Below are 22781 nucleotides of genomic sequence, written 5' to 3'. Positions count from 1 at the left end.
TGATAATTACATGAAAAAGAGTATTTTATCTTGATAGACTTGTCCCTAATTTTGGTGTGTACGATGGATTTTTGTAGGTGAGGGTGCTTCAATGAAAAGTGAAAGCTACTTTTATGAAGAACCAATCTCTGTTTTTTAATACCAAACATTGTAAAAAAAATCAAATTAAGCGGTTGATTTGATTGACCTCTACCTGAATCAATGATTTGAAGGTAGAGGTTTTTTTATGCTTTTTAATGGAACTGACTCATGAAATAACATATAGTGCAAAAAATGGATTATATCCTTTACCCGGTTGTTTCCGCGATTTTAGCAAAAAATGATCAAGAGTCACCCAAGTAAGCAGTCAAGGAATTTGCAAGGGCGGTTCTTGTTTGCTTAGGTAAACAGTGTTAAAAATAGGTAATTATAATAAGCTTATTTTTGTAATTTGTTGAATTAGGACTATTTTCAATTGTTAACTTTTAAATGGTTCTTTGATGAAAAATATTTTGATTGTTTTAGGTCTTTTATGGACCATGACCTCTTGTTTCACGGCAAATTATGATCACCATGAGAAGTCGTTCGTTTTAGAAACAACCAGTCCTTTTGACATCACTCCTATCATTACCATTAAATCAACATCATCAGAGGAAATCTTTGCTGATGATTGTTCTTCTCAAAATGACTTATATGCTGCTTTATTAAATGAATCAGATCTAGAATTAAGGAAGGAAATAGTAGGCAAAATTTCCTGTCAAAGCACCTTAGCGGCAATAGCTCGTCAGGACAGCAATGTTGAGGTGAGAAAACTGGCAGTGAATAAGCTCTCCAGCCAAAGCACACTTGCGACAGTAGCCCGGCAGGAATCTAATGTAGAGATCCGGAAAATAGCGGTTAGCCGTCTAACAAGCCAAAGTACCTTGGCGACCATAGCTCGTCAGGAGAGCAATGTTGAGGTGAGAAAACTGGCAGTGAATAAGCTCTCCAGCCAAAGTGCACTTGCCACAGTAGCCCGTCAAGAATCTAATGTGGAAATCCGGAAAATAGCGGTCAGTCGTCTAACAAGTCAAAGTACCTTGGCGACCATAGCTCGTCAAGAGAGCAATGTTGAAGTGAGAAAACTGGCAGTGAATAAGCTCTCCAGCCAAAGTACACTTGCCACAGTAGCCCGTCAAGAATCTAATGTGGAAATCCGGAAAATAGCGGTCAGTCGCCTAACAAGTCAAAGTACCTTGGCGACCATAGCTCGTCAGGAGAGCAATGTTGAGGTAAGAAAACTGGCGGTGAATAAGCTCTTCAGCCAAAGCACGCTTGCGACAGTGGCCCGTCAGGAATCTAATGTAGAAATCCGGAAAATAGCGGTCAGCCGTCTAACGAGTCAAAGCACCCTAGCGACTATTGCTCGTCAAGACAATAATGTGGAGGTCAGAAAGATTGCCGTTAGTCGCCTTTTCAGTCAAAGTGCACTTGCAGAGATTGCAAGGCGAGACAGTAATGCCGAGGTTAGGTCATTGGCAATAGAAAGGCTACATTGATTTTATTAGCTTAAAGGCTTGACTGCAGATAGGATACGGTCTTTGCCCTGCATATCTTGATGGATTTTAATGGCTTCATATCCCAATGAAGCCATCATTTGGTGCATTTCATGACCGAAGGCCTCATTGATTTCAAAGTAAATCTTTCCATGGGGCACCAATGCATCCAATGACTTTTTGGCAATGGTTCTATAAAAAATCAAAGGGTCATCATCGGTTACGAATAAAGCCAGTTGTGGTTCATGCTCCAGTACATTTTGATGCATTTCTGCTTTTTCAAGCTCACGGACATAAGGAGGATTACTGACGATAATATCCAAGCCATAAATTGGAATTTCTTCTTTTAATATGTCTCTCTCAAAAAAATCAATGTCAGCATTCAGTTCAGTGGCGTTTTGCCTAGCGATGGCCAATGCAGCCTTGCTGATGTCAAGAGCCGCAATTTTAACGGCTTCCATTTCAAGAAAAAGAGTAATGGGGATGCAGCCGGTCCCTGTGCCTATATCAAGAATTTTAAGGTCTTGATCTGGGTTTTCATTTATAATTAAATGAACCAACTCTTCCGTTTCGTTACGCGGAATAAGCACTGAGTGATTTACTTTAAAATCACGCCCATAAAAAGGACCTACGCCTAAAATATATTGAATAGGTCTCCCTTTCTCCAGTTCTTTTACTGCTGGCTCAAAAGCAGCTGTAAGATTCTTGATTTCTACGTTCTTTAGTATATCTGCCCTTTTGATAGCTAAAAAGTGCTCCATTAGCCAATAAACCAATGTTTGTGACTCTTGTGGAGGATACAGGACGTTTAGCCTTGATTGTGTAGATTGATAAAGTTCTCGGGCTGAAAGCATAAATAGTATGACTTTTATACAAAGTTAAGGAGAAGTTTTAAAAAATTTAAAATGTCCTTGATCTAGGAATTAAAGAAATATAGTCAGGTTAAATCATGATTTTTTTGTGTATATTTTTTTTAATAGAAATTTTCTATTAAAAATTAAGATTAAATTAAGGTTGGTTTTTGTGCTTTTTTATTTATATTCAGATCGTTATAAAGAAATTATAAAACGAAATCAAGGATAACTACCACAGTTCCTTTTTTTAATCTGACTCAATACATATTTTGGAAACATTAAGGTGTTATACTTCATCCTTAATGTTTCCTTTTTTTGTGGTAATTGAGATGAGTGGCATATTGTTTTACCTTATTTGTGATAACGGAAGTGATGGTGTTTAAAGGACACACAAGTAGTTACTGTAAAGTATGGCTTTAAAAAATCATTGATTGCTATTGAAGTCTTCTCTTAACATCACGTACTGATATATGTCTCCTATCTTTTCATTTTTTATATAAGCACCTTTGAGAATGGCCTCTTCTTGGAGTCCGGCTTTCTGCATAACCCTCATACAGGAAATATTAAAGTCAAAGACAGTAGCAAAGATTCTTTGGACAGGAAATTTTTCAAAAAGATGGCGAATAAAAAGTTTTGTGGCTTCGGTCGCAATTCCTTGTCCCCAGAAACGCTCTCCGATCCATAAGCCTATTTCCATATTGGTTCTTAGTTCGTCTTTGCCTTTTTCAGCACCTATAGAACCTACTAAGGTGCCATTTTTCTCTATAGCAAAATTTTGAGGAGGATTGAATTTTATGTTATGCTCAATCCAGAACCGAGCGTCATGAATAGTGTAAGGTTGAGGGAAACTGTCTTTCAAATTTTTGGCAATTGCCGGATTGTTGGCGAGCGGGTACAAACTGTGGAAATGCTGTCCGCCCCAGGATACTAAAGCAATATCATTTGCTCCTTGGATTTTCATTTAGAATGTTTGGTTTAGAATTTCTGATTGGATTTTTCATCTATCACATAATTCATACCCAAATATCAAAAAGTAAGCTTTAGGTTAAAAAATAAAAAAAGCATGGAGAACTATTCCTCCATGCCGCTGTTTTTGAGTCGTTCAGCATTTTCTGCAAATCGCAAAGCGCTGATAAACTCTTCAATATTTCCTTCCATCACATCAGGTAAATTATAAACCGTCTTGTTGATCCTGTGGTCGGTTACCCTACTTTGTGGATAATTATAGGTTCGGATTTTGTCAGACCTGTCACCACTGCCCACCATGGACCTTCTTTGAGCGCCCACTGCTTCATTGTGTTTGGCCAATTCGATTTCATAAATCCTGGATCTTAGTACTTTCAAAGCTTTTTCAAAGTTCTTGATCTGGGATTTCTGATCCTGACAGGTAACCACAATTCCAGTGGGTTCGTGAGTAAGCCTTACCGCTGAATAAGTGGTGTTTACAGACTGGCCACCGGGTCCTGATGAACAGTAAGTGTCCTTTCGGACATCATTCATGTCAATCTGCACATCTACGTCTTCCATTTCTGGCAAAACAGCAACTGTAGCTGCTGAAGTATGTACTCTTCCTTGCGTTTCGGTGGCAGGTACTCGCTGAACCCTGTGGACGCCAGATTCATATTTGAGCATCCCATAGACGTCGGCACCAGAAACAGTACTGATAATTTCTTTATAGCCACCAGCAGAGCCAAAGGTCAAATCCAGAATGGTAAGATTCCAGTTTTGTTTTTCAGCAAAGCGCTGGTACATTCTGAAGAGGTCACCTGCAAAAATAGCTGCCTCATCTCCACCTGTTCCACTTCGAATTTCAAGGATACAATCTTTGGAATCGTTAGGGTCTTTGGGAATCAGCATTTGCTTCAAGTCTTTTTCCAACACCACCTGTCGGTCTTTTAGCTCATCCAATTCTGCCTTGGCCATTTCCCTGAAGTCAGGATCCTTTTCATTTTCCAAAATGGACTTGGAACTATCAATGTTTTCCAAAACCAGCTTATACTCATCATAGACTGCAACGATCTTTTCAAGATCTTTGTACTCTTTGGTGAGCTTGGTGTATTTACTCATGTCGGACATGGCATCCGGCTGAATGATCAATTGCCCTACTTCCTCAAATCGGTCCTTTATGTGCTCTAACTTATCAAGCATAGTGTTTTTTCTTTTCGAAAAGCAAAATTAAGAAAATAAGTGACATTCTGATAGCTTGCACGCAATGATGCAGAACCAAAGACTGGTTTCCTCCAGACAAAAAAACCGCTAACTTTAAGTGAAAATTCTAAATTATGAGAAAGCCCCTGTTGTTCTTTACGCTGGTATTTGTTTTCATGAGCTGCGGCTCGGGTAAAAAAGTTGACAAAGAGATTTTGGATGAAGTGAATAAGTCCATGGAGATCAAAAGGGTCAATGAAGTGGATATCATTAACAAAGCGCTGGAGTGGGGGGATGAAATTAGCCTCGAAGCCCAACAGGAACTGATGAGCAAACTTCAGCAGGCCATTGAGGAAAAAGGTGCTGCGGGGGCAGTGGAGTTTTGTAATGTGCAAGCTTTGCCTTCTTTACAAAAGGTCAGCGAAGCGTTTGGGGTGAATGTCAGAAGGGTGTCTCATGATTTCAGAAATCCTTCCGATCAACCTACAGCAGATGAGGAGCAGTTATTATTGGCCTACGAATATAACGAAGAGCATGGTATTAAAAGTAAGCCAAATGTTCAAGAGGTTCAGAATGGTGAGCAGCTTTTGTATACCAAAGCCATAAAAATTCCCGGGGCTTTATGCCTGCAGTGCCATGGTGAACCAAAGGCAGATATTTCAGAAGAGACTTTGCAAACCATTAATAGTTTGTATCCAGAGGATCATGCGAAAGGCCACAAAATCGGAGATTTGAGAGGCATGTGGAGTATTTTGATTCCCAAAAAAGAAGTGGTGAAGAAATTATAAAGCATCACTTTAAATCATTTCGCCAATCCAAAAAGGATGCGTAGACTGAAAGGAAATAGTTCCTTCTTCTGCTTCTATAAAGGTGGCATGCTGGACCTTGACCAGTTGGTTTTCATTTTGTCGCTTTACTTCTATCAGTGTTCCTTCAGGTGCATGAAGTTGAATGGAGCTTTCAGAAAACCATTTCTTAAATGATTTCTCCTGAACAGGAAAATAGCGGATAGGCCCATCAAAAATCACCATGTTGATCAATTCAAGCTTGTTTTCTAAGTCAAAAGCCAATTGGTGGTCATAGCCAATGATATTTACCGCAGGGTGTTTGGTGGCAATTAGGTATTGTAATCCTTCATCAAGAAAGTTGTTTTCAGAAACACTCATAAACCGAAGTGGGTATTGTTCTTCCAGTAGTTGGATGTTGGCTTTTTGAAAATCATTGGTGGCCAAAATGACATCGATTTTAATTCCCCATGAAAGAACGGTGTCCACTTCCGATTCAGCTACTAATACAGTGGGGACCCATTCCAAGAGAGGAGCAATTTTTTCAAAATTGACATGCTCTGTTTTCAAGATAAGCAAGGCAGGCTCTTGTTGTTCTTTTACAAAATGATGAGAAGACATTGGTTGCAGTTTGTTTTTGTAGCTTTAACCCAAAGTAATTAAAAAAGGATGATTTGGTGGATAGGATTAACCTAATTTTTCTCTTTCTTAAAGAAAGCTACTTGTACTTGGAACCAATAAACTGATAGTTTTTTTTTACTTTTAGGACTTGAAAATTCCACTTTCGCTCTATGGAAAGTGGTACTTTGGACAATTTGTTTTTGTTCATAAACCAGTAAATGAAAACCACTTAAAAATGTCACTAGCAAAACCATTCAGTTTTAAAAAATGGATTGATGAAAACCGTCATTTGTTGAAGCCACCAGTGGGCAATCAACAAGTCTACAAGGGAAATGAGGATTTTATTGTCATGGTCGTAGGGGGCCCTAATTCAAGGAAGGACTATCACTACAATGAAGGTGAGGAGTTTTTTTACCAACTAGAAGGAGATATCGTCCTTAAAGTGATAGAAGATGGTAAACCTGTGGACATTGAAATTAAAGAAGGGGAAATTTTCCTTCTACCTCCAAAGGTGCCCCATAGTCCAAGAAGACCCGCTAATACAGTAGGCTTGGTGATGGAAAGATACAGAAGAGAAGGGGAGCAGGATGGTTTTATCTGGCACTGTGAAAACTGTGGAAATAAGCTCTATGAAGAATATGCAGAAGTAACGGATATTGTAAATCAGTTGCCGCCAATAATGGAAAGATTCTGGAGTAATCCAGCACATACCACCTGTGATACCTGCGGGACCAAAATGGAAAAGTAGTTACTTAAGGTGACCTGCCTCATTTAAATGAAACTCTTTTATTTAGGAACTAGCCAATTTGTTTATGACCCAATATGATTTTAGCCTGGACTTTGCCAGGAAGATGGACCAACAAGATGAATTAAGCGTTTTTCGTGAGAAGTTCTTTTTTCCTAAAGTAAATGGAAAAGAGGCCATCTATTTTTGTGGGAATTCATTAGGACTTCAGCCTAAGTCGGTGCGGGAATATTTGGAAAAAGACCTAGAAAGCTGGGCTGATAAGGCAGTGGATGGACATTTTGATGGAGATTCCCCTTGGTTCTCAGTACATCAAAGGTCCAAATCTGCATTGAGTGAGATTGTAGGAGCAAAAGAGCATGAGGTAGTGGTAATGAATAGTCTGACCAGTAATTTACATGCATTGATGGTGAGTTTTTACCGTCCTGCAGGAAAGAGGGTGAAGATTATCACAGAGGCTGGTGCATTTCCCTCCGATATGTACATGCTGGAGAGTCAGGTGAAAGTACATGGGTTGGACCCTGAGAAGACCATTATAGAAATAGCTCCAAGATCAGGGGAGCATATGTTGAGGACAGATGATATTATTGAAACCATAGAGGCTAATAAGGAGGAGTTGGCTTTGGTGATGATGGCGGGACTTCAGTATTATACTGGTCAGATATTCGATATGAAAGCCATTACACATGCAGGGCATCAGGCAGGAGCTTTTGTTGGATTTGATTTGGCGCATGCCGCTGGAAATTTTCCTTTAGAATTGAATGAGTGGGGGATGGACTTTGCCGCTTGGTGCAGTTACAAGTATTTAAACTCTGGGCCAGGAAATGTGGCTGGAATCTTTGTTCATGAACGTCATGCAGATAACCCGGATTTGGTAAGGTTTGCTGGTTGGTGGGGGCACAATGAGCAGGAGCGTTTCAAAATGGAAAAGGGTTTTAGGCCAATGTATGGCGCAGATGGATGGCAGACTTCCAATGGAAATGTATTGGGGATGACTGCCCATCAAGCTTCTTTGGATATTTTTCAAGAAGCGGGGATACATAAATTGAGAGAGAAAAGTTTGAAACTGACAGGCTATCTTGAGTTTTTGATCAAAAAGATAAGCGGAAACAGTGGGGTGTTGGAGATAATTACCCCTGAAAATCCCAATGAAAGGGGATGTCAACTATCTTTGTTGGTACATAAAGGAGGCAAAGCGGTGTTTGACGAATTTTACCAAAATGGAATTGTTGGTGATTGGAGAAACCCCAATGTCATTAGAATAGCGCCTACACCTCTTTATAATAGTTTTGAAGATGTGTTTCGTTTCGCTAAAATATTGGAACAATCTTTAAAGAAATTTGCTTAAAAAGTAGAACCTATATCAAACCTATTAATAGCACAATAAGTGATGAAGAATAATGATGTAAGCATTATCGGAGCCGGATTGATCGGTTCTCTTCTAGGTATTTATCTTCAGAAAAAAGGATTGGATGTATCGCTATACGAAAAGCGCCCTGATCTGAGGGACAAGAAAAATGCTACAGAAGGTAGGTCCATCAATATGGCCCTAAGTGACCGGGGCTGGAAGGCTTTGGACAAAATAGGACTTAGGGAAAAAGTCGCTCCTTTTGCCATTCCTATGTATGGTAGAAGAATTCACGATGAACATGGTGAAACCTCCTTTTTGCCCTATGGCAAGGAAAACCAAGCAATTTACTCCATTTCAAGAGGTAAATTCAACCATTTGTTGGTGGATGAGGCTGAAAAGGAGGGAGTGAAACTCAACTTTGAATATTTCTGCGAGGAAATAGATATTTCAAAAACAACTATGAACTTTTCTCTTGCTAATGGGGAGAAGTTGGAAAAGCAATCAGATGTAATCATAGGAGCTGATGGCGCATATTCCTCTTTGAGGGATGCAATGCAAAAGCAAACCAGACTTAACTATAAGCAGGAGTATATTTCTCATGGTTATAAGGAGCTTACCATTCCTCCTACCCCTGAAGGAGAGTTTGCGATGGATCCAAATGCCCTTCATATTTGGCCTCGAGGAATGTTTATGTTGATTGCGCTGCCCAATCCAGACAAGTCATTTACCTGCACGCTTTTCTTACCTTTTGATGGAGCAAAGGTCTGCTTTGAAAAAATCAACGACAAAAGTGATGTGGAGAGTGTATTCAGGACTTTCTTCGATGATGCATTTTTGCTTATGCCAAATTTGGTACAGGAGTTTTTCGATAACCCTACCAGCTCCTTGATCAATGTGGAGTGTTTTCCATGGTTGATGAACAAGTCCCTGCTTATCGGAGATGCCTGCCACGCGATGGTACCTTTTTTTGGACAGGGAATGAACTGTGGTTTTGAGGATTGTTATATTTTGGATGGCTTAATCGAAAAATATGGAACCACCTCTTGGGAATTGGTATTTGAAAAATTCCAAAAAGTAAGAAAGCCTGATACAGATGCCATCAGTCAAATGGCTCGGGACAACTTTATAGAAATGAGAGACAGTGTTTCCAATCCAAAATTCATCATTCGTAAAAGGATAGAAGCTAAGCTTCATGAACTGCATCCTAAAGAATGGATTCCGCTATATACGATGGTGACTTTTTCTGATATGAAGTACTCCGATGCTTATGCGCAAGGGCAACTTCAAAATGAAGTGATGGACAAGGTAATGGCTGATCCCCTTATTATGCAGAATTGGCGCGGAGTGAATTATGAGGATATTATTAGTCAAATAGAAACGGCTAAAATGGTATAAAAAAATCCCGGATCTCTCCGGGATTTTTTTATCTATATCTATTTTTCTTTAAAATCTGTGCATCCATCGAGATGCTTCCCGGGCCTGCCAAAAACAGGGTAACAAATGCTGTAACATAAATCAGGGATAACTCCTTACTGCCAAATGGATCACCTGCATGGATCACAAAGGCAGCTACCAGCATGGTAATGGTTAATGGGATCAGTACAATTCTTGTCATAAAGCCTAGCCCCAAAAGAATAGCACAAAAGAATTCTGCGAAAACGACCAATTGAAGGGAAACAGCAGTGCCCAGGCCCAACGGATCAGGAAACTTGGTGAGGTGTTCACTGAAATTAGTGATTTTGGCCCATCCATGGGTTATCATCATTCCCGCAGAGCCTACTCGAAGGATCAAAAGTGCGAGACTGCTAGCTAAGGGGGCATTGGAAAAAAGAATTTTCTTCATTTTTTAAGGAATTGTCTTAATCTATAATCTAAACGCTGATTTTGTGAATCTGTTGGATTAAACAAAAACTAGTCCCAATAATAATCTCCTCATATCTAAAAAAGCCTTTGGAGTGTGTCACCTCATTTTATGGTGTTATTCCCAAAGGTTTTCTGGATAATCTCCATCATCATGGAGTTTTTGCAAGGCTTTTACTACAATTGGCTTGTCTTCTGGGTAAGTTACTCCAAACCAAGTTTTACCTCCTTCGAGAATAGCAATATTGGCCTTGTGTTCTTCTATAAGCGTATTGGCTACAGAGGGGATATAGAATTCGGATTTAATATTGTCTTTATGCTCGGGCAAGAAAGCATTCCAAATTCTTTCAGTTTCCTCAAAGAAAGATGGATGAAATCCCCAGCAATTCATTGAAACTGGCGTGTCAGGGGCTATTTCTAAAGGTTCTTCCTCTCCTCTACTGAGGATTTTGTCTCCTTCTCGTGCAATGGAAGTACGCTCTGTCATTCCGATTAGCTGAAAGTTTTCGTTTGTTTCACAAACGCCGCGACTCACGGTGCCGTGCTCTGAAAGCACGTTTTTCAGGGCATAGCCAACCATGCAATGAAGGTCTGGTCTTACATCCTCCTGTAGAAAGTTTCCGAGCACCTGAAAAGCCTCTTTGCCATAGAAATCGTCAGCATTAATGACTGCAAAAGGCTCTTTGATGGCATCTTTGGCACATAAAACCGCGTGCCCTGTGCCATAAGGTTTTTTGCGCTCTGGATGACGGAACTCTTCAGGTACCATGCTGTCCAATGACTGAACCACAAAATCCACTTCAATCTTTCCTTCAAGTTTTGGCAGGAATATATCTTTTGCGAGTTCCAAGATTTCTTGGCGAACGATAAATACAACTTTTCCAAAACCAGCTCGGATAGCATCAAAGATGGAATATTCTATGATAGTTTCTCCTTTGGGGCCAAAGCCGTCTATTTGTTTATTGCCTCCATATCTACTGCCGATGCCGGCAGCTAGTATTAAAAGTGTAGGTTTTGTCATAAAGTTGAATGTTGACTTTTGAATCTGGTTTGTTTTGGTGCCTAAAATTAAGATAATCTTTTTAAGAGGCCATAAAGCTGGGGAAAAATTAGAAAAACAGGAAAAATGGGTGGTATTTATGCCGAATTCTAAAAAAAGACAGTTTTTTGAGCATTGTTTGGTGTGATTTGATATCAAAATTCTGAGTTTTTGTTAAAAAAGTAATATTCTATGGTGTGAAAAATAATCTGATTTGCTAGATTTGCATCCGATTCCGGAAAAACCGGTGTAAAATACAACCAATCAGTTTGTCGATTAAATAAAATGAAAAAAGTTGAAGCAATTATTAGAACTTCTCGATTTGAGGTGATTCACAAATGTATTGCTGCTTTAGGTGTTAAATTCCTTACTTTTTATGAAGTGAAGGGTATGGGACTAGAGCATGCAAAGATGGAAAAGTACAGAGGCGTGGCTTACGAGCCGGCCTATATTCCAAGAACCAAATTGGAAATTGTGGTTACCGAGGATCTCGTAGATGATGTAATTAACTGTATCCTAAAAGAAGGCCGAACTGGCGAAATAGGAGATGGAAAAATCTTTGTCACTGATGTTTTGAAAGCCTATAGGGTCAGAAACGAAGATACAGGTGCTTCAGCCCTTTAATATTATCATCCCAAACAGGATAATCTAAATTAATTTTAAAATTACCCATTAAAATGACTCAAGAATTATTTACCATCAATAATGTGTGGATGATGGTAGCCACAATTCTGGTATTTATCATGCACCTAGGCTTTGCAGCCTTGGAAGCTGGCCTTACCAGAGCAAAAAATACCGTTAACATTCTATTTAAAAACACCATTATCCCAGCTATGGGATTATTGACTTACGCTTTTGTAGGTTTTAACTTAATGTACCCAGGAGAATCTTTTGCAGGAGGTTTCTTTGGAATCAGTGGGATTGGTCTAAGTCTGCCGGAAGGCTGGGACAGCTTTGCTTATAATGAAGGTTATACCTTTTTTACTGATTTTATTTTTCAGGCCATGTTTGCCGCTACCGCTGCGACCATCGTTTCCGGGGCAGTAGCTGAAAGAATCAAACTAGGTCCGTTTATTATTTTCTCTACATTATATGTAGCCATTTGTTATCCTATCGTAGGGATGTGGAAATGGGGTGGAGGATTTTTGGATACTTTAAGTACTCCATTCTATGACTTTGCAGGTTCAACCATTGTCCACTCTGTAGGTGGGTGGGGTGCCTTGGTAGGTGCTTATTTGTTAGGGCCAAGAATCGGTAAATACACGGATAAAGGAATGAATGCCATTCCGGGACATAATATTCCAATGGCCGTAATAGGCGTTTTCTTGTTATGGTTTGGCTGGTTTGGCTTCAACGGAGGTTCTGTATTGTCTGCTGACCCTGGATTGGTGTCCAAAGTCTTTGTGACCACTTCCATTGCAGGTGCAGCGGGTGCTTTTGGTGCACTCATCTTTTCTTACTGGAAGTTCAAGTCGTATGATATTACCATGGTATTGAATGGTGTTTTGGCTGGTCTAGTAGGAATCACTGCTGGTGCAGATTTGATGGGAGTAGGTGAAGCAGCCATTATTGGATTTGTAGGAGGTGCTTTGGTTGTTTTTGCAGTAGTATTCTTTGATAAAGTGAAAGTGGATGATCCGGTAGGTGCGATCTCAGTGCACCTTGTAGGTGGTATTTGGGGGACTTTGGCTGTAGGGATTTTCGGTGACTTAGCTGGATTTTCTCAGTTGATGTCACAGTTGATCGGTATCGGTGCAGTTGGTGCTTTTTGCTTGGTGTTTAGCTTTGTCATTTTCTATGCCATGAAAAAGACGGTGGGTATCCGTGTCCATGAACAAGAAGAAGTGGAAGGATTGGATATCAATGAGCACAGCATGAGAGCTTATCCTGACTTTGCTACTAAAGACTAAGACAAGCTTAAGAAATTTTAGATAAAGTTTTTACCACTAGCAAATCAAGCCTCATTCTTCTAAGGGTGAGGCTTTTTTTTGGAGAAACCATCTTGATGTAATTTTCTCTAAAAAATCCTTATCAGATAAAACATCTTAGAAAGGTAATATGAAGAGATAAGTATTAAAGTAAAAAACAATACATTAGTGGTATTATGAAAGGAAAACTCTTACTAATACTTATTGTTTTTACATGCTTTCAATCGTTTGGGCAAAACGATGAGAAACTAAAAGTGATCAGTTACAATATTTGGAATGGTTATGACTGGGGAAAGGACACTTTAAGACGAAAACAACTTTGTAACTGGGTCGATGAACAAAAACCAGAGGTGGTAGCACTTCAGGAATTGTGCAGTTACACTCCCGAAAAACTTCAAAAGGATGCTGAGTCCTGGGGACATCCTTATTCAGAACTTTTGAAGACCACCGGATATTCTGTCGGGATTACCTCTTCAAGTCCCATTACCGTGATTTCAAAACTGTTTGGTAATCTGCACCATGGGGCTTTGCATGTGAAGATAAATGAAATTAATTATTTGGTTGTACACCTTCATCCTGGTAGTATCAAAAGACGTAGGGAAGAGGTGGACATCTTAAAAGCCTATATCCAAGACAATATTGATAGAGATGAAGGCTTGATGGTTTTAGGGGATTTTAATACACACAGTCCTTTGGATGCTTCACTATATGAAGAAAAACCTGATTGGCTTCAAAAGGATTGGGACAATAATAAGGACAAAGGACTTGATGGGAATATGGCTGTGAAGATGCAGTTGGATTATGCAGTGATGGCGGGTTTTATGGGTGTTCCCTTGTTTGATAGTGTTTGGCAGTCAGAACGAACGGGGAAAGGTATGGAGAGTTTTCCTGCAATGGTGCTGACAGATAAGGAAAAAAAGGGCATTGAAATACCTGCAAATGAACGAATAGATTATATCATGATCTCTGAGAATCTTCAGGGTGAATTGATTAAAGCCTATGTGGCAAACGGAAAAGAAAATTGGTATTTATCTGATCATTATCCTGTCGTAGCGGATTTTGACATCACCAAATAGAGATTAAATAGTTGGGATATAAAAATGGCCAGTCCTTAGGAGGACTGGCCATTTTTATTGTGAACCTTTGAAAAGGTTAATTTTTCTTTTTGGCTGCTTTCATAGGATTGCTGCCGCTAGAGGCACCTCTCGGGGAGTTTCCTCTTTGGAACAGCTCAAATCTAGAAGGAAGTGCTTTTCTTGGGAAATAATTGTTTTCCTCGTCAATGTCCGCTGTTTCCCGGTAAGGGTCAAGTATGATGGATTCAATTTCTTTCTCCTTAGGGAATACTTTAGTGACTTCAGTTTCATTCTTTCTCCAGATATAGGCCGGAATTCTTTCCACTTCTGAAGTTCCGTCTACATAGTTGAACTGAACGATTAAAGGCATCACCAATCCACCAACATTTTTGAAGGTAATTTCATAGTAGTTCAATCCACTATTAAACAATTCTTTTTCTTTTTCATTCAAATTGGATACGAAGCTTTTATAGGCTTTTTCGTCACTTGGAGTAACTGAAAATTGATTATAGCTATAGTAGAAGTCTCTCGTTCCCGGATCTTTTTCGATTACTGTCTCAGGAATGTCTTTTTCATTTTTGGTTCTTGAAACGTAAGATTCATACTTCTCATGCGCTGAGGCTTCATCCTTTTTCTTTTCCGCTGGAGTTCTGTTGTCCAATTGGTACCACTTCACTTCTTCAAGAGCGATATCTACTGGCTCCGTTCCAAAGAACCAGCCTCTCCAGAACCAGTCCAAATCAACAGCAGAAGCGTCTTCCATGGTTCTGAAGAAATCCGCTGGGGTAGGATGTTTGAATTTCCATCTTTGTGCATATTGTTTGAATGCAAAGTCGAATAACTCTCTTCCCATTACAGTTTCTCTCAAAATGTTCAATGCGGTTGCTGGCTTGGCATAGGCATTTGAGCCAAATTGAATAATGTTCTCAGAATTGGTCATGATGGGTTCCAAGTACTGCTTTTCGCCTTTCATGTAATCCACAATTTTATGGGCAGGCCCTCTTCTGGAAGGATAGTTTCTGTCCCACTCTTGTTCTGCAAGGAATTGCATAAAGGTGTTCAAACCTTCATCCATCCAAGTCCACTGACGCTCGTCAGAATTGACAATCATGGGGAAGAAGTTATGACCAACTTCGTGAATGATCACAGAGATCATACCGTTTTTGATGGCTTCAGAATAGGTTCCGTCCGCATCAGGTCTACCGTAGTTGAAGCAGATCATTGGATATTCCATTCCATTGGCAGCCTCTACAGAAATTGCAGTAGGATAAGGGTAGTCAAAAGTTCTGGAAGAATAAGATTTCAGCGTATGCGCTACTACTTTGGTAGAGTATTGACCCCAAAGAGGGTTGGCTTCTTTGCCATAGTAAGACATAGCCATTGCTGTTTTGTTGCCTACATTGACAGCCATGGCATCCCAGATGAACTTTCTAGAGGAAGTCCAGGCAAAATCCCTTACGTTTTCAGCTTCAAAAACCCAGGTTTTCATATCAGAGGCTTTTCCTTTTTCAAGTTTTTCAGCTTCTTTTTGGGTACGGATTACCACTGGCTCATCAAAGGTTTCTTTGGCTTGGTTCCACCTGTCCAGTTCAGTGTCATTTAAAACCTCTTCAGCATTGGTTAGCACGCCAGTTGCGCCCACCATATGATCTGCAGGGACAGTGATGCTTACTTTGTAGTTTCCAAAGGTAAGTGCAAATTCACCGCTTCCATAGAACTGTTTGTTTTGCCAACCTTGGAAGTCAGAGTAAACGGCCATTCTAGGGAACCACTCGGCCATGGTGTATAGGTAGTTGCCATCTTCCTCAAAATATTCATATCCCGGTCTTCCACCTATAAAGCTGGTTCTGTCATGAATGTTAAAGCTCCAGTCAACGACGAATTCCACTTCTTCACCAGCCTTAAGAGGTTCTGGGAGATCTACTCGCATCATGGTTTTGTTGATCGCGACAGGAATATCTGTTCCGTTCATGTCCTTTACACTGTGGATTTTATATCCCAAGTCTTGGTCATGCCAAAGGATAGACTCCAATTGTCTAAGGGACATCCTTTCATAGATTTTGCTTGTGCTAGCCTTATGGCTATCAGCATCTTTTGCCCTTTGGTTTTGATCTAACTGGATCCAAAGGTAGCTTAGTTCATCAGGTGAATTGTTAATGTAGGTGACTTTTTCAGTGCCTTTGATGCTTTGGTTTTGGTCATCAAGCTCTACTGAAATTTCATAATTGGCTTGTTGTTGCCAATATAAATGCCCTGGTGCTCCAGAAGCTGCTCTGTAGACATTGGGTGAGCGAAGCATGCTGCCTAATTGTTCAAATCGCTCTGCATGGTTTTGTTCGCTGTGCTGGGCAAATACATTGCCTAACAAGAGCAAATTAATAGCTAATAAATGGATTATCCTTTTCATATATCCCTCTAGAGTTTTTATGAATATGTTTAAGAACTTTTTCTAAGCCGACCAGGTCAGCAATTAGAAATGGCTATTTGGGTTATTTTCTTACCAGTATATCGCGTCCAAGATCATCATGATGGCCATACCGAGTACAACCGAGGAGATGACCAATGCCCATTCTTTCCTATTGGCACCAAGAATGCCAATGGCAATAGAAGATACGATGATAAATATGGCTACTATGGCCAATTGTCCTACTTCAATACCAAGGTTGAAAGCCAACAAAGGTTCCCAAATAGAGTTTTCCCTACCTAATAGAGACCTTAAATAATTGGAGAAACCAAGTCCGTGGATCAGGCCGAAGAAAAGGGCAAATACATAGTTTGCCTGAATGCCATTACCACTTGAAGGCCGTGGTTTGAGTATATTGAAGAAAGCGGTCACCGCAATGGTCACCGGAATTAGAAATTCGATTAAGTTAGAGTTTACACTAAAGATCTTAAGGGTTGCCAATGCGAGTGTGATGGAATGCCCAATTGTAAAGGCGGTAACCAAAACAAGGATCTTTTTCCAATCCCTTAATAGATAAATAGCGCAAAGCGCAATGATGAATAAAATGTGGTCAAATCCATTTAGGTCTAGAATATGTTTTATCCCTAAATTAAAATACGCTTGAAACTGATTCATGAATACATTCGTTTGTCCTTTAGCATGATACATCCCCAGAGAAGTCAGGTTTCGGAGTGAAAACTAACCACCCTATAGGTTGATCAAGAAGGGCTTGGGCTTAGTTTTATTTGGGTTAGAAAAACAGCGTTGTAATATTAATGCTAAATTTGGACAAAAAGTAGAAAACAGTAACTAAATGTTATATAATTATATAGTTATCTCGATACTAGGATGGATGGTTTTTTTCCACCCTTTTTACATCAGCGTGACCGATATCAACTACAATGAAAAGTCAGAAAGTCTTGAGGTTGCACAGAAGATTTTCTGGGATGATTTTGAAGATGTTCTCAGTGAACAAGAAGGCAATAGGGTGGATTTTTTGAATCCAGAAAATCCTCAGAAGTTAGAGAAACTTGTGGAGAAATACCTAATTGATAAGAATCATATCTTGGTCAATGGAGATACCGCTCAGCTTTCCTATATCGGCTATGAAATAGAAGAAGATGCCGCCTGGTTTTATATGGAAGCCAAGAAGGTTTCTCGGCCGCACACTGTCATGGTTAAAAATGAAATTCTGATCCATTATTTTCCCGATCAAAGGAATATGGTTAATTTTTATGTAAATAAATCACCAAAAACGCTGATCCTATATAAGGATCACGAGAGTGGGACCTTAGCCTTTGAGTAACCACTTTTTGAAGGTATTGATCAGACCGGTTGTCTTGAGGTCATAAGGGGGATAAAGGAGTTGAGGAAGTGTTTTTCCCTTTCTTTGCTCTACAATTGATTTTTGATTGCTAAAAGCCAAAAAGCCGGCGTATCCGTGGGATTTTCCAATTCCGCTATGATTGACACCTCCAAAAGGCAGCTCGTTTTGCATGTATTGGATGGAACAGTCATTAATTACCACCGTACCAGAACTGGTGTTTTTAAGGAAATTCTCTTTTATCGATCCATCTTCTGTAAAAAGATAAAGCGCCAGGGGTTTCGGTCTTAATTGTAATAAATGACTCACTTCTTCCATGTTATGATAAGTAAGTATGGGTAAAATGGGGCCAAAAATTTCTTCCTGCATTAGGAGCATGTTTTCGGACATATTACTGATAACGGTAGGTCCCATATAGTTTTCTTCCTTCACAATGTCACCGCCAAGTTCGATATGACCTCCCTTCGTTTGAGCATCAGCAAGGAGATTTTGCAATCTGTTGAGGTGCTTTTGTTCGATTATCCTTCCATAATCTTTATTAGTTATAAATCCCTTGTTTTTAGGATTGTACATTTTATTGATTTGACTCTGGAGCTCCTTGATAAATGTTTCTTTTTGGGATTCATGGATCAATAAGTAATCTGGCGAAATACATGTTTGGCCACAGTTGAGGAACTTACCAATAGCGATCTTTTTAGCGGCATCTTTGAGATCAAAGTCCTTATCAATGATTACCGGAGATTTACCACCAAGTTCCAAGGTGACACTTGAGAGATTTCGGGAAGCGGCATTCATTACCGTTTTTCCCACGGAAGTACTTCCTGTAAAGAAAATATGGTCAAAAGGAAGTTGTAATAAAGCCTGGGCAGTTTCTTTTCCTCCTTCGAAAACGGCTACTATATCAGTATCAAACAGTTCTGTCATCATTCTTCTCAAAAGCGCGGAAGTATGTGGGGTCAATTCAGATGGTTTCAATGATATGGTACATCCAGCCGAAATGGCGGACACCACCGGACCAATAGAAAGGTTAAAAGGGTAATTCCATGGAGAAATGATCAAGGCCGTTCCGAGGGGTTCTATATGGATATATGAATTGGTTCCCAGCATGTGAATGGGGGTTTTTACCTTTTTGGGTGACATCCATTTTTTCAGCTTTTTAATGGCCAAGTTAATTTCTACCAGTGCATATCCTGTTTCGGTGATCATTGTTTCTGCACTCGGTTTTTTAAGGTCGGCGTATAATGCCTTTTCAATTTCTTCATGATTCTCTTTGATCCACTCTTTCAGCGACTTAAGCCTTTCTGCTCTTTCTGTAAAGGAAGAATGCCGTAGTTGGATGGCTTTTTTCTTTTGAGAATTGAAAATATCCGTAAGTTGTTGATTTTCAGTTAAAAATTGAGATTTCATGATTTTATTGATTTTTATCAAGTTAGGGAAATTTAACCTTTTCACATAAGTGTACTTATTTTCAGTAAGTTATCATTTATTAGTGCGTCATTATTTAAATATAATTTTATATACTAAAAAACGTAATTCGATAATTTAAAAACGTAATTCATATAAAAATAAACGACATTTTACTTGGTAGGAAAGAGCAAAAAAAGTACTTTTATAACAAAATAATGTATTTGAACTGCAAAAATAAGTCTTCAAATCATAAAATCGACTTTTTGGTGCGGGTTTAAATAGAAACAAACACGAATATGGAAAGAAATTTTTACCAAAACCAACACATCCTTATCCATTCATCGAGTAATGATTTCAGTCAATTTTTCTGCCAAAAGCTGAACAAGGATGGACAATTACAGTCATCAGGTACCGGGAATACTAAGAACGTATTTTTTTTAAGTCAACCGGTGTGCAATTACATTAAAGTTTTTGATCTAAAGAACAATAACGGGGTCGATAAACAAATATCCTCTCTGAATTAAAAAGACAGTTATGAAATCATATGCTACATGTTTCGGTTTAATCTTTTTCTGTCTAATTGGTTTATTGACAATAACTGATTCACAAGCCCAAAATCAAAATGCACTTCTTGATCTCAGGTCATGTGGGCTGGAAGGTACGTCAGACAATTATATAATTAAAGACATTTACCTTAGTAATGAATCAGGGTTAGCTCTTACCCAACAAGAAAAAGATTGTTTGTCAGGCGAAAAGCACAACTTATTTATATCTGTGCGGTATAAAACTAAATCCAACATACCTGCTGAAAATGCTAGGATTTTTATGGATTTAAAGAATGGTAATAATCACGAGTACTTGAATCTATTTATGGGAAGTGTCCCTGCTGCTGTCAGTGCTTCAAAAATCGTGACTTTACCCTATTCTTTTACATGGGCTTGCGGAGAAGAACTCAAACTGAGTAACCCATTATTAGCATGGACTAATTCTAGTGATACTGATTTGTCTTCTACTTATGATTGCAATGATTATAGTTTTATTCAATTGGAATCTTTAGGTGATTATACTTTAGCTGACAATCCTGCAAACATTAAAATTAAAAAGGAGGTTGACCAAACTTCTATTTCATCGCCCACCAATTTGAATTATACTATTACTGTCACTAATCCTGGAAGAATTAACTTGACAGGTGTGAATGTGATGGATGAAATGACCAACGGAGATGTGCCATTGAGTCTAGTGAGTGGTGATGAAGATCAAGATGGAGAATTGGATACCAATGAATCATGGGTTTATAAAACGTCTTATGCGGTGACCCAATCCGATATTGATAGAGGAGGAAAGTTGGTCAATAAAGCAGTTGTGAGCAGTAATGAGGCAGAAAAAAAATGTGATGATGCCGTAACAAAAGTGGAGCAAGTCATAGGCATAAAGATGGTTAAATCCGCGGACAAAACAGAATCTCTAAAAGTAGGGGAAATTGTTACTTATACCTATCGAATAAGCAATACAGGAAACACAACAGTTACGGATATCTATGTGACGGATGATCATCCCGGCAATGGGGCAATAAGTGAAATAATGCCGACAATGGTGCCAAGTCTTGGGCCAGGTGAAAGTATTGATTTTACAGCAAGCTATGAAATAGTGCAAGAGGATATTGATGCCGGTGGGGAAATTACCAACATAGCAACAGGGCATGCTACCTGCGCGAAGAACCACAAATTAAAGTCCGTTGATGAAGAGACCATCTCCTTAGAGGAGGGTGTTTCAGCTGTAGCGCTTACAAAAGTGGCGGACAAAGAAAGCTATAGTGTTTTGGGTGAAGAAATCACTTATACTTTGATCGTGACCAATACAGGAAATGTGACCTTGAGCAATATAAAAGTTACTGATCCAATGACTGGGCTTGAAAGCGTATTGGCCAGTCTTGCGCCAGGAGGCAGCACTGCTTTCACTACCGTGCATAAGGTGACACAAGCAGACTTGGAGGAAGGAAAAGTAGTCAATACAGCACATGTAAATGCTGAGGATCCAAATGGAGAAGAGGTAAGTGACAGTGCTTCTGAAGAATCTATAGCTTCCCTTACACCGATTGAAGCAAATGACGATGATTTTGGCGTTTTTAACAGTTCCACGGGTAGGGTTTTCGGAAACATACTATTAAATGATTTATTTAATAACAGCGAAATCAACCCAGAGGATGTGGACTTTGAGTTCATTGACTTAGATGGTATCATTGGGCTTCAAGTTGATGAAGAAGGTTTATTGACTTTACCTCCAGACATAGCGGCAAGAGCCTATACTTTGCGCTATGAGCTAAGGGAAAAACTCAATCCGAGTAATAAAGATCAGGCCTTGGTAACATTTAGAATTCAGGCAAATGAAGTAATGCCGATGGATGATCAGATGATTACAAATATGAACCAAGAAATCACCTTTGACATTCTTGCCAATGATGTGACAACCATCCACCCCTTGGATCCAAACAGCTTGGCCATCATAAGTGAAACTGCCAATGGCAGCCTGACCATCAATGCTGACGGAACGGTTACCTATGTTCCTGATACTGACTTTAGCGGTACAGACACATTTACCTACCAAATATGTGACAATAGCCTTCCAGAGGTGATTTGCGGAACGGCAGAGGTCAATATCATGGTAAGGCCGATTTCGATGTCATTAAGTAAAACAGTTGACGTGGCCAGTTTAGGTCTTGGAGAGATGGCTACTTACACCATCACTTTAACCAACAACAGTGAGTTTGCCGTAGGAAATGTGATCTTGAAAGATCTATTGCCGGCCCAAATGACTTTTATCTCCACTACTTTGGAAACCACAGAAGATCTGACATGGCTGATTGATCAAATCGAAGCCGGAGAAACCATATCCTTCGAAATTCAAGTGATGGCCACTGCAGAAGGTGAAGCAACTAATGTTGTCACACTACAAGCTGGTAATTTTGAACTCAGAGAAGAGGCTTCCACTGTCCTTGTTGAAAATGAAGAAGTGGATTTGAGTATTACCAAGACCTCATTTGGAGTTGAAGTGTACGAAGGAGATGAGTTTAACTATGAGATTGTAGTAAATAATATTGGAGGGAACGATGCTACGGATGTAATAATTACAGACAATCTTCCATCGAACGTTGTCATGGTAGGCGGGAGCTATACAGCCAATAGTAGTGAAATAGTAGCTGAAATGACTGCGAATGGCCAACAAATTACTTGGGCAGTACCTTTCTTTCCTGCTGATGGGCAGATAACCATTACCCTTAAGGTTAAGGCTATGGAGCCAGGGGTGATTATAAATCAAGCGGTGGTAGGATCAGCAGAGGAGGACAAGAACCCCGAAGACAATACTGCCAGTGATCAGAATGGAATAGAAACCTTCTTTATCCCTAATGTAATCACACCGGGTGACATGGATAACAAGAACGATCAATTTGTGATCAAAGGGCTTGGTAAATTTGAGCAAAATGAAATAGTAATTCTCAATAGATGGGGAGACCATGTTTTTGAAACCAAAGGATACCAACAAGATTGGGCGGCGAAAGGCCTAAATGCAGGAGCATACTTCTACGTGTTGACAGTGACAGATAGCTTAGGGGAAGTACATACCTTCAAAGGGTGGATCCAAGTGATTAAGAACGGAAGTAAATTCGATAATTAATAAGCTGAAATAGA

At 39.5% G+C, this 22781-nt stretch carries 19 protein-coding genes; 10 read left to right on the top strand and 9 right to left on the bottom strand.

Annotated features, from left to right (window positions below):
* Positions 1-479: 479 nt before the first annotated feature.
* Positions 480-1517: a hypothetical protein gene (locus JL001_RS04445; RefSeq protein ID WP_200974954.1), complete on the top strand. Its 1038-nt coding sequence runs from the start codon at positions 480-482 to the stop codon at positions 1515-1517.
* Between the two features lie 5 nt (positions 1518-1522).
* Here the strand turns inward: JL001_RS04445 and prmC are convergent, their stop codons facing one another.
* From prmC to prfA, 3 genes are all read right to left on the bottom strand, one after another.
* Positions 1523-2368, bottom strand: a complete 846-nt coding sequence (gene prmC, locus JL001_RS04440) for a peptide chain release factor N(5)-glutamine methyltransferase (protein ID WP_200974953.1) — start codon at positions 2366-2368, stop codon at positions 1523-1525.
* A gap of 424 nt (positions 2369-2792) precedes the next feature.
* The gene (locus tag JL001_RS04435) at positions 2793-3329 is read right to left on the bottom strand and encodes a GNAT family N-acetyltransferase (RefSeq protein WP_200974952.1); all 537 of its coding nucleotides are present in this window, start codon (positions 3327-3329) and stop codon (positions 2793-2795) included.
* A gap of 110 nt (positions 3330-3439) precedes the next feature.
* Complete coding sequence (gene prfA, locus JL001_RS04430) at positions 3440-4516, bottom strand: peptide chain release factor 1 (RefSeq protein WP_200974951.1); 1077 nt, start codon at positions 4514-4516, stop codon at positions 3440-3442.
* Between the two features lie 134 nt (positions 4517-4650).
* Here prfA and JL001_RS04425 point away from each other — a divergent pair, with 134 nt between their 5' ends.
* Positions 4651-5304, top strand: coding sequence for a DUF3365 domain-containing protein (locus JL001_RS04425; RefSeq protein ID WP_200974950.1), 654 nt, complete (start codon positions 4651-4653; stop codon positions 5302-5304).
* A gap of 9 nt (positions 5305-5313) precedes the next feature.
* Here JL001_RS04425 and JL001_RS04420 read toward each other — a convergent pair whose 3' ends face one another.
* Complete coding sequence (locus tag JL001_RS04420) at positions 5314-5922, bottom strand: thiamine pyrophosphokinase (protein ID WP_200974949.1); 609 nt, start codon at positions 5920-5922, stop codon at positions 5314-5316.
* Between the two features lie 235 nt (positions 5923-6157).
* Between JL001_RS04420 and JL001_RS04415 the strand changes: the two genes are divergently transcribed.
* The 3 genes from JL001_RS04415 (at position 6158) to JL001_RS04405 (ending at position 9413) form a co-directional block, all read left to right on the top strand.
* Positions 6158-6670: a 3-hydroxyanthranilate 3,4-dioxygenase gene (locus JL001_RS04415; RefSeq protein WP_200974948.1), complete on the top strand. Its 513-nt coding sequence runs from the start codon at positions 6158-6160 to the stop codon at positions 6668-6670.
* Positions 6671-6734: 64 nt separating this feature from the next.
* Positions 6735-8015, top strand: a complete 1281-nt coding sequence (gene kynU / locus JL001_RS04410) for a kynureninase (RefSeq protein WP_200974947.1) — start codon at positions 6735-6737, stop codon at positions 8013-8015.
* A 42-nt stretch (positions 8016-8057) separates the two neighbouring features.
* On the top strand, positions 8058-9413 hold the full coding sequence (locus JL001_RS04405; RefSeq protein ID WP_200980301.1) for an NAD(P)/FAD-dependent oxidoreductase: 1356 nt from the start codon (positions 8058-8060) through the stop codon (positions 9411-9413).
* Positions 9414-9441: 28 nt separating this feature from the next.
* Here the strand turns inward: JL001_RS04405 and JL001_RS04400 are convergent, their stop codons facing one another.
* Together JL001_RS04400 and JL001_RS04395 are read right to left on the bottom strand one after the other, a co-directional pair.
* Entirely contained in the window at positions 9442-9861 is a 420-nt protein-coding gene (locus JL001_RS04400; protein WP_200974946.1) for a DoxX family protein, read from the bottom strand.
* A 135-nt stretch (positions 9862-9996) separates the two neighbouring features.
* Positions 9997-10899 carry a nucleotidyltransferase gene (locus JL001_RS04395; protein ID WP_200974945.1) on the bottom strand — a complete coding sequence of 301 codons (903 nt, stop codon included), beginning with the start codon at positions 10897-10899 and terminating at the stop codon, positions 9997-9999.
* A 303-nt stretch (positions 10900-11202) separates the two neighbouring features.
* On the opposite strand from JL001_RS04395, the gene JL001_RS04390 reads away from it, so the two are divergent.
* The 3 genes from JL001_RS04390 (at position 11203) to JL001_RS04380 (ending at position 13921) form a co-directional block, all read left to right on the top strand.
* Complete coding sequence (locus tag JL001_RS04390; RefSeq protein ID WP_200974944.1) at positions 11203-11541, top strand: P-II family nitrogen regulator; 339 nt, start codon at positions 11203-11205, stop codon at positions 11539-11541.
* A 53-nt stretch (positions 11542-11594) separates the two neighbouring features.
* Entirely contained in the window at positions 11595-12827 is a 1233-nt protein-coding gene (locus JL001_RS04385; protein WP_200974943.1) for an ammonium transporter, read from the top strand.
* A gap of 194 nt (positions 12828-13021) precedes the next feature.
* Positions 13022-13921 carry an endonuclease/exonuclease/phosphatase family protein gene (locus JL001_RS04380; RefSeq protein WP_200974942.1) on the top strand — a complete coding sequence of 300 codons (900 nt, stop codon included), beginning with the start codon at positions 13022-13024 and terminating at the stop codon, positions 13919-13921.
* Between the two features lie 76 nt (positions 13922-13997).
* On the opposite strand, the gene JL001_RS04375 is transcribed toward JL001_RS04380, so the two are convergent.
* Positions 13998-16328 carry a M1 family metallopeptidase gene (locus JL001_RS04375; protein WP_200974941.1) on the bottom strand — a complete coding sequence of 777 codons (2331 nt, stop codon included), beginning with the start codon at positions 16326-16328 and terminating at the stop codon, positions 13998-14000.
* 90 nt (positions 16329-16418) lie between these two features.
* Positions 16419-17000 carry a HupE/UreJ family protein gene (locus JL001_RS04370; protein WP_192009469.1) on the bottom strand — a complete coding sequence of 194 codons (582 nt, stop codon included), beginning with the start codon at positions 16998-17000 and terminating at the stop codon, positions 16419-16421.
* A gap of 178 nt (positions 17001-17178) precedes the next feature.
* On the opposite strand from JL001_RS04370, the gene JL001_RS04365 reads away from it, so the two are divergent.
* On the top strand, positions 17179-17670 hold the full coding sequence (locus tag JL001_RS04365; RefSeq protein WP_200974940.1) for a DUF6702 family protein: 492 nt from the start codon (positions 17179-17181) through the stop codon (positions 17668-17670).
* Here the strand turns inward: JL001_RS04365 and JL001_RS04360 are convergent.
* A complete protein-coding gene (locus JL001_RS04360) occupies positions 17656-19095 on the bottom strand; it encodes an aldehyde dehydrogenase family protein (RefSeq protein WP_200974939.1) in 1440 nt (479 codons plus the stop codon). The two genes, JL001_RS04365 and JL001_RS04360, sit on opposite strands and share 15 nt — an antisense overlap.
* Before the next feature lie 825 nt (positions 19096-19920).
* Between JL001_RS04360 and JL001_RS04355 the strand changes: the two genes are divergently transcribed.
* Positions 19921-22767 carry a gliding motility-associated C-terminal domain-containing protein gene (locus JL001_RS04355; RefSeq protein ID WP_200974938.1) on the top strand — a complete coding sequence of 949 codons (2847 nt, stop codon included), beginning with the start codon at positions 19921-19923 and terminating at the stop codon, positions 22765-22767.
* Positions 22768-22781: the final 14 nt, after the last annotated feature.

The sequence above is a fragment of the Echinicola sp. 20G genome (assembly GCF_015533855.1).
In the GTDB taxonomy this organism is placed as follows: domain Bacteria; phylum Bacteroidota; class Bacteroidia; order Cytophagales; family Cyclobacteriaceae; genus Echinicola.
Note: the sequence above shows the minus strand (reverse complement) of the source record. Positions and strands in the feature narration are given on the sequence as shown.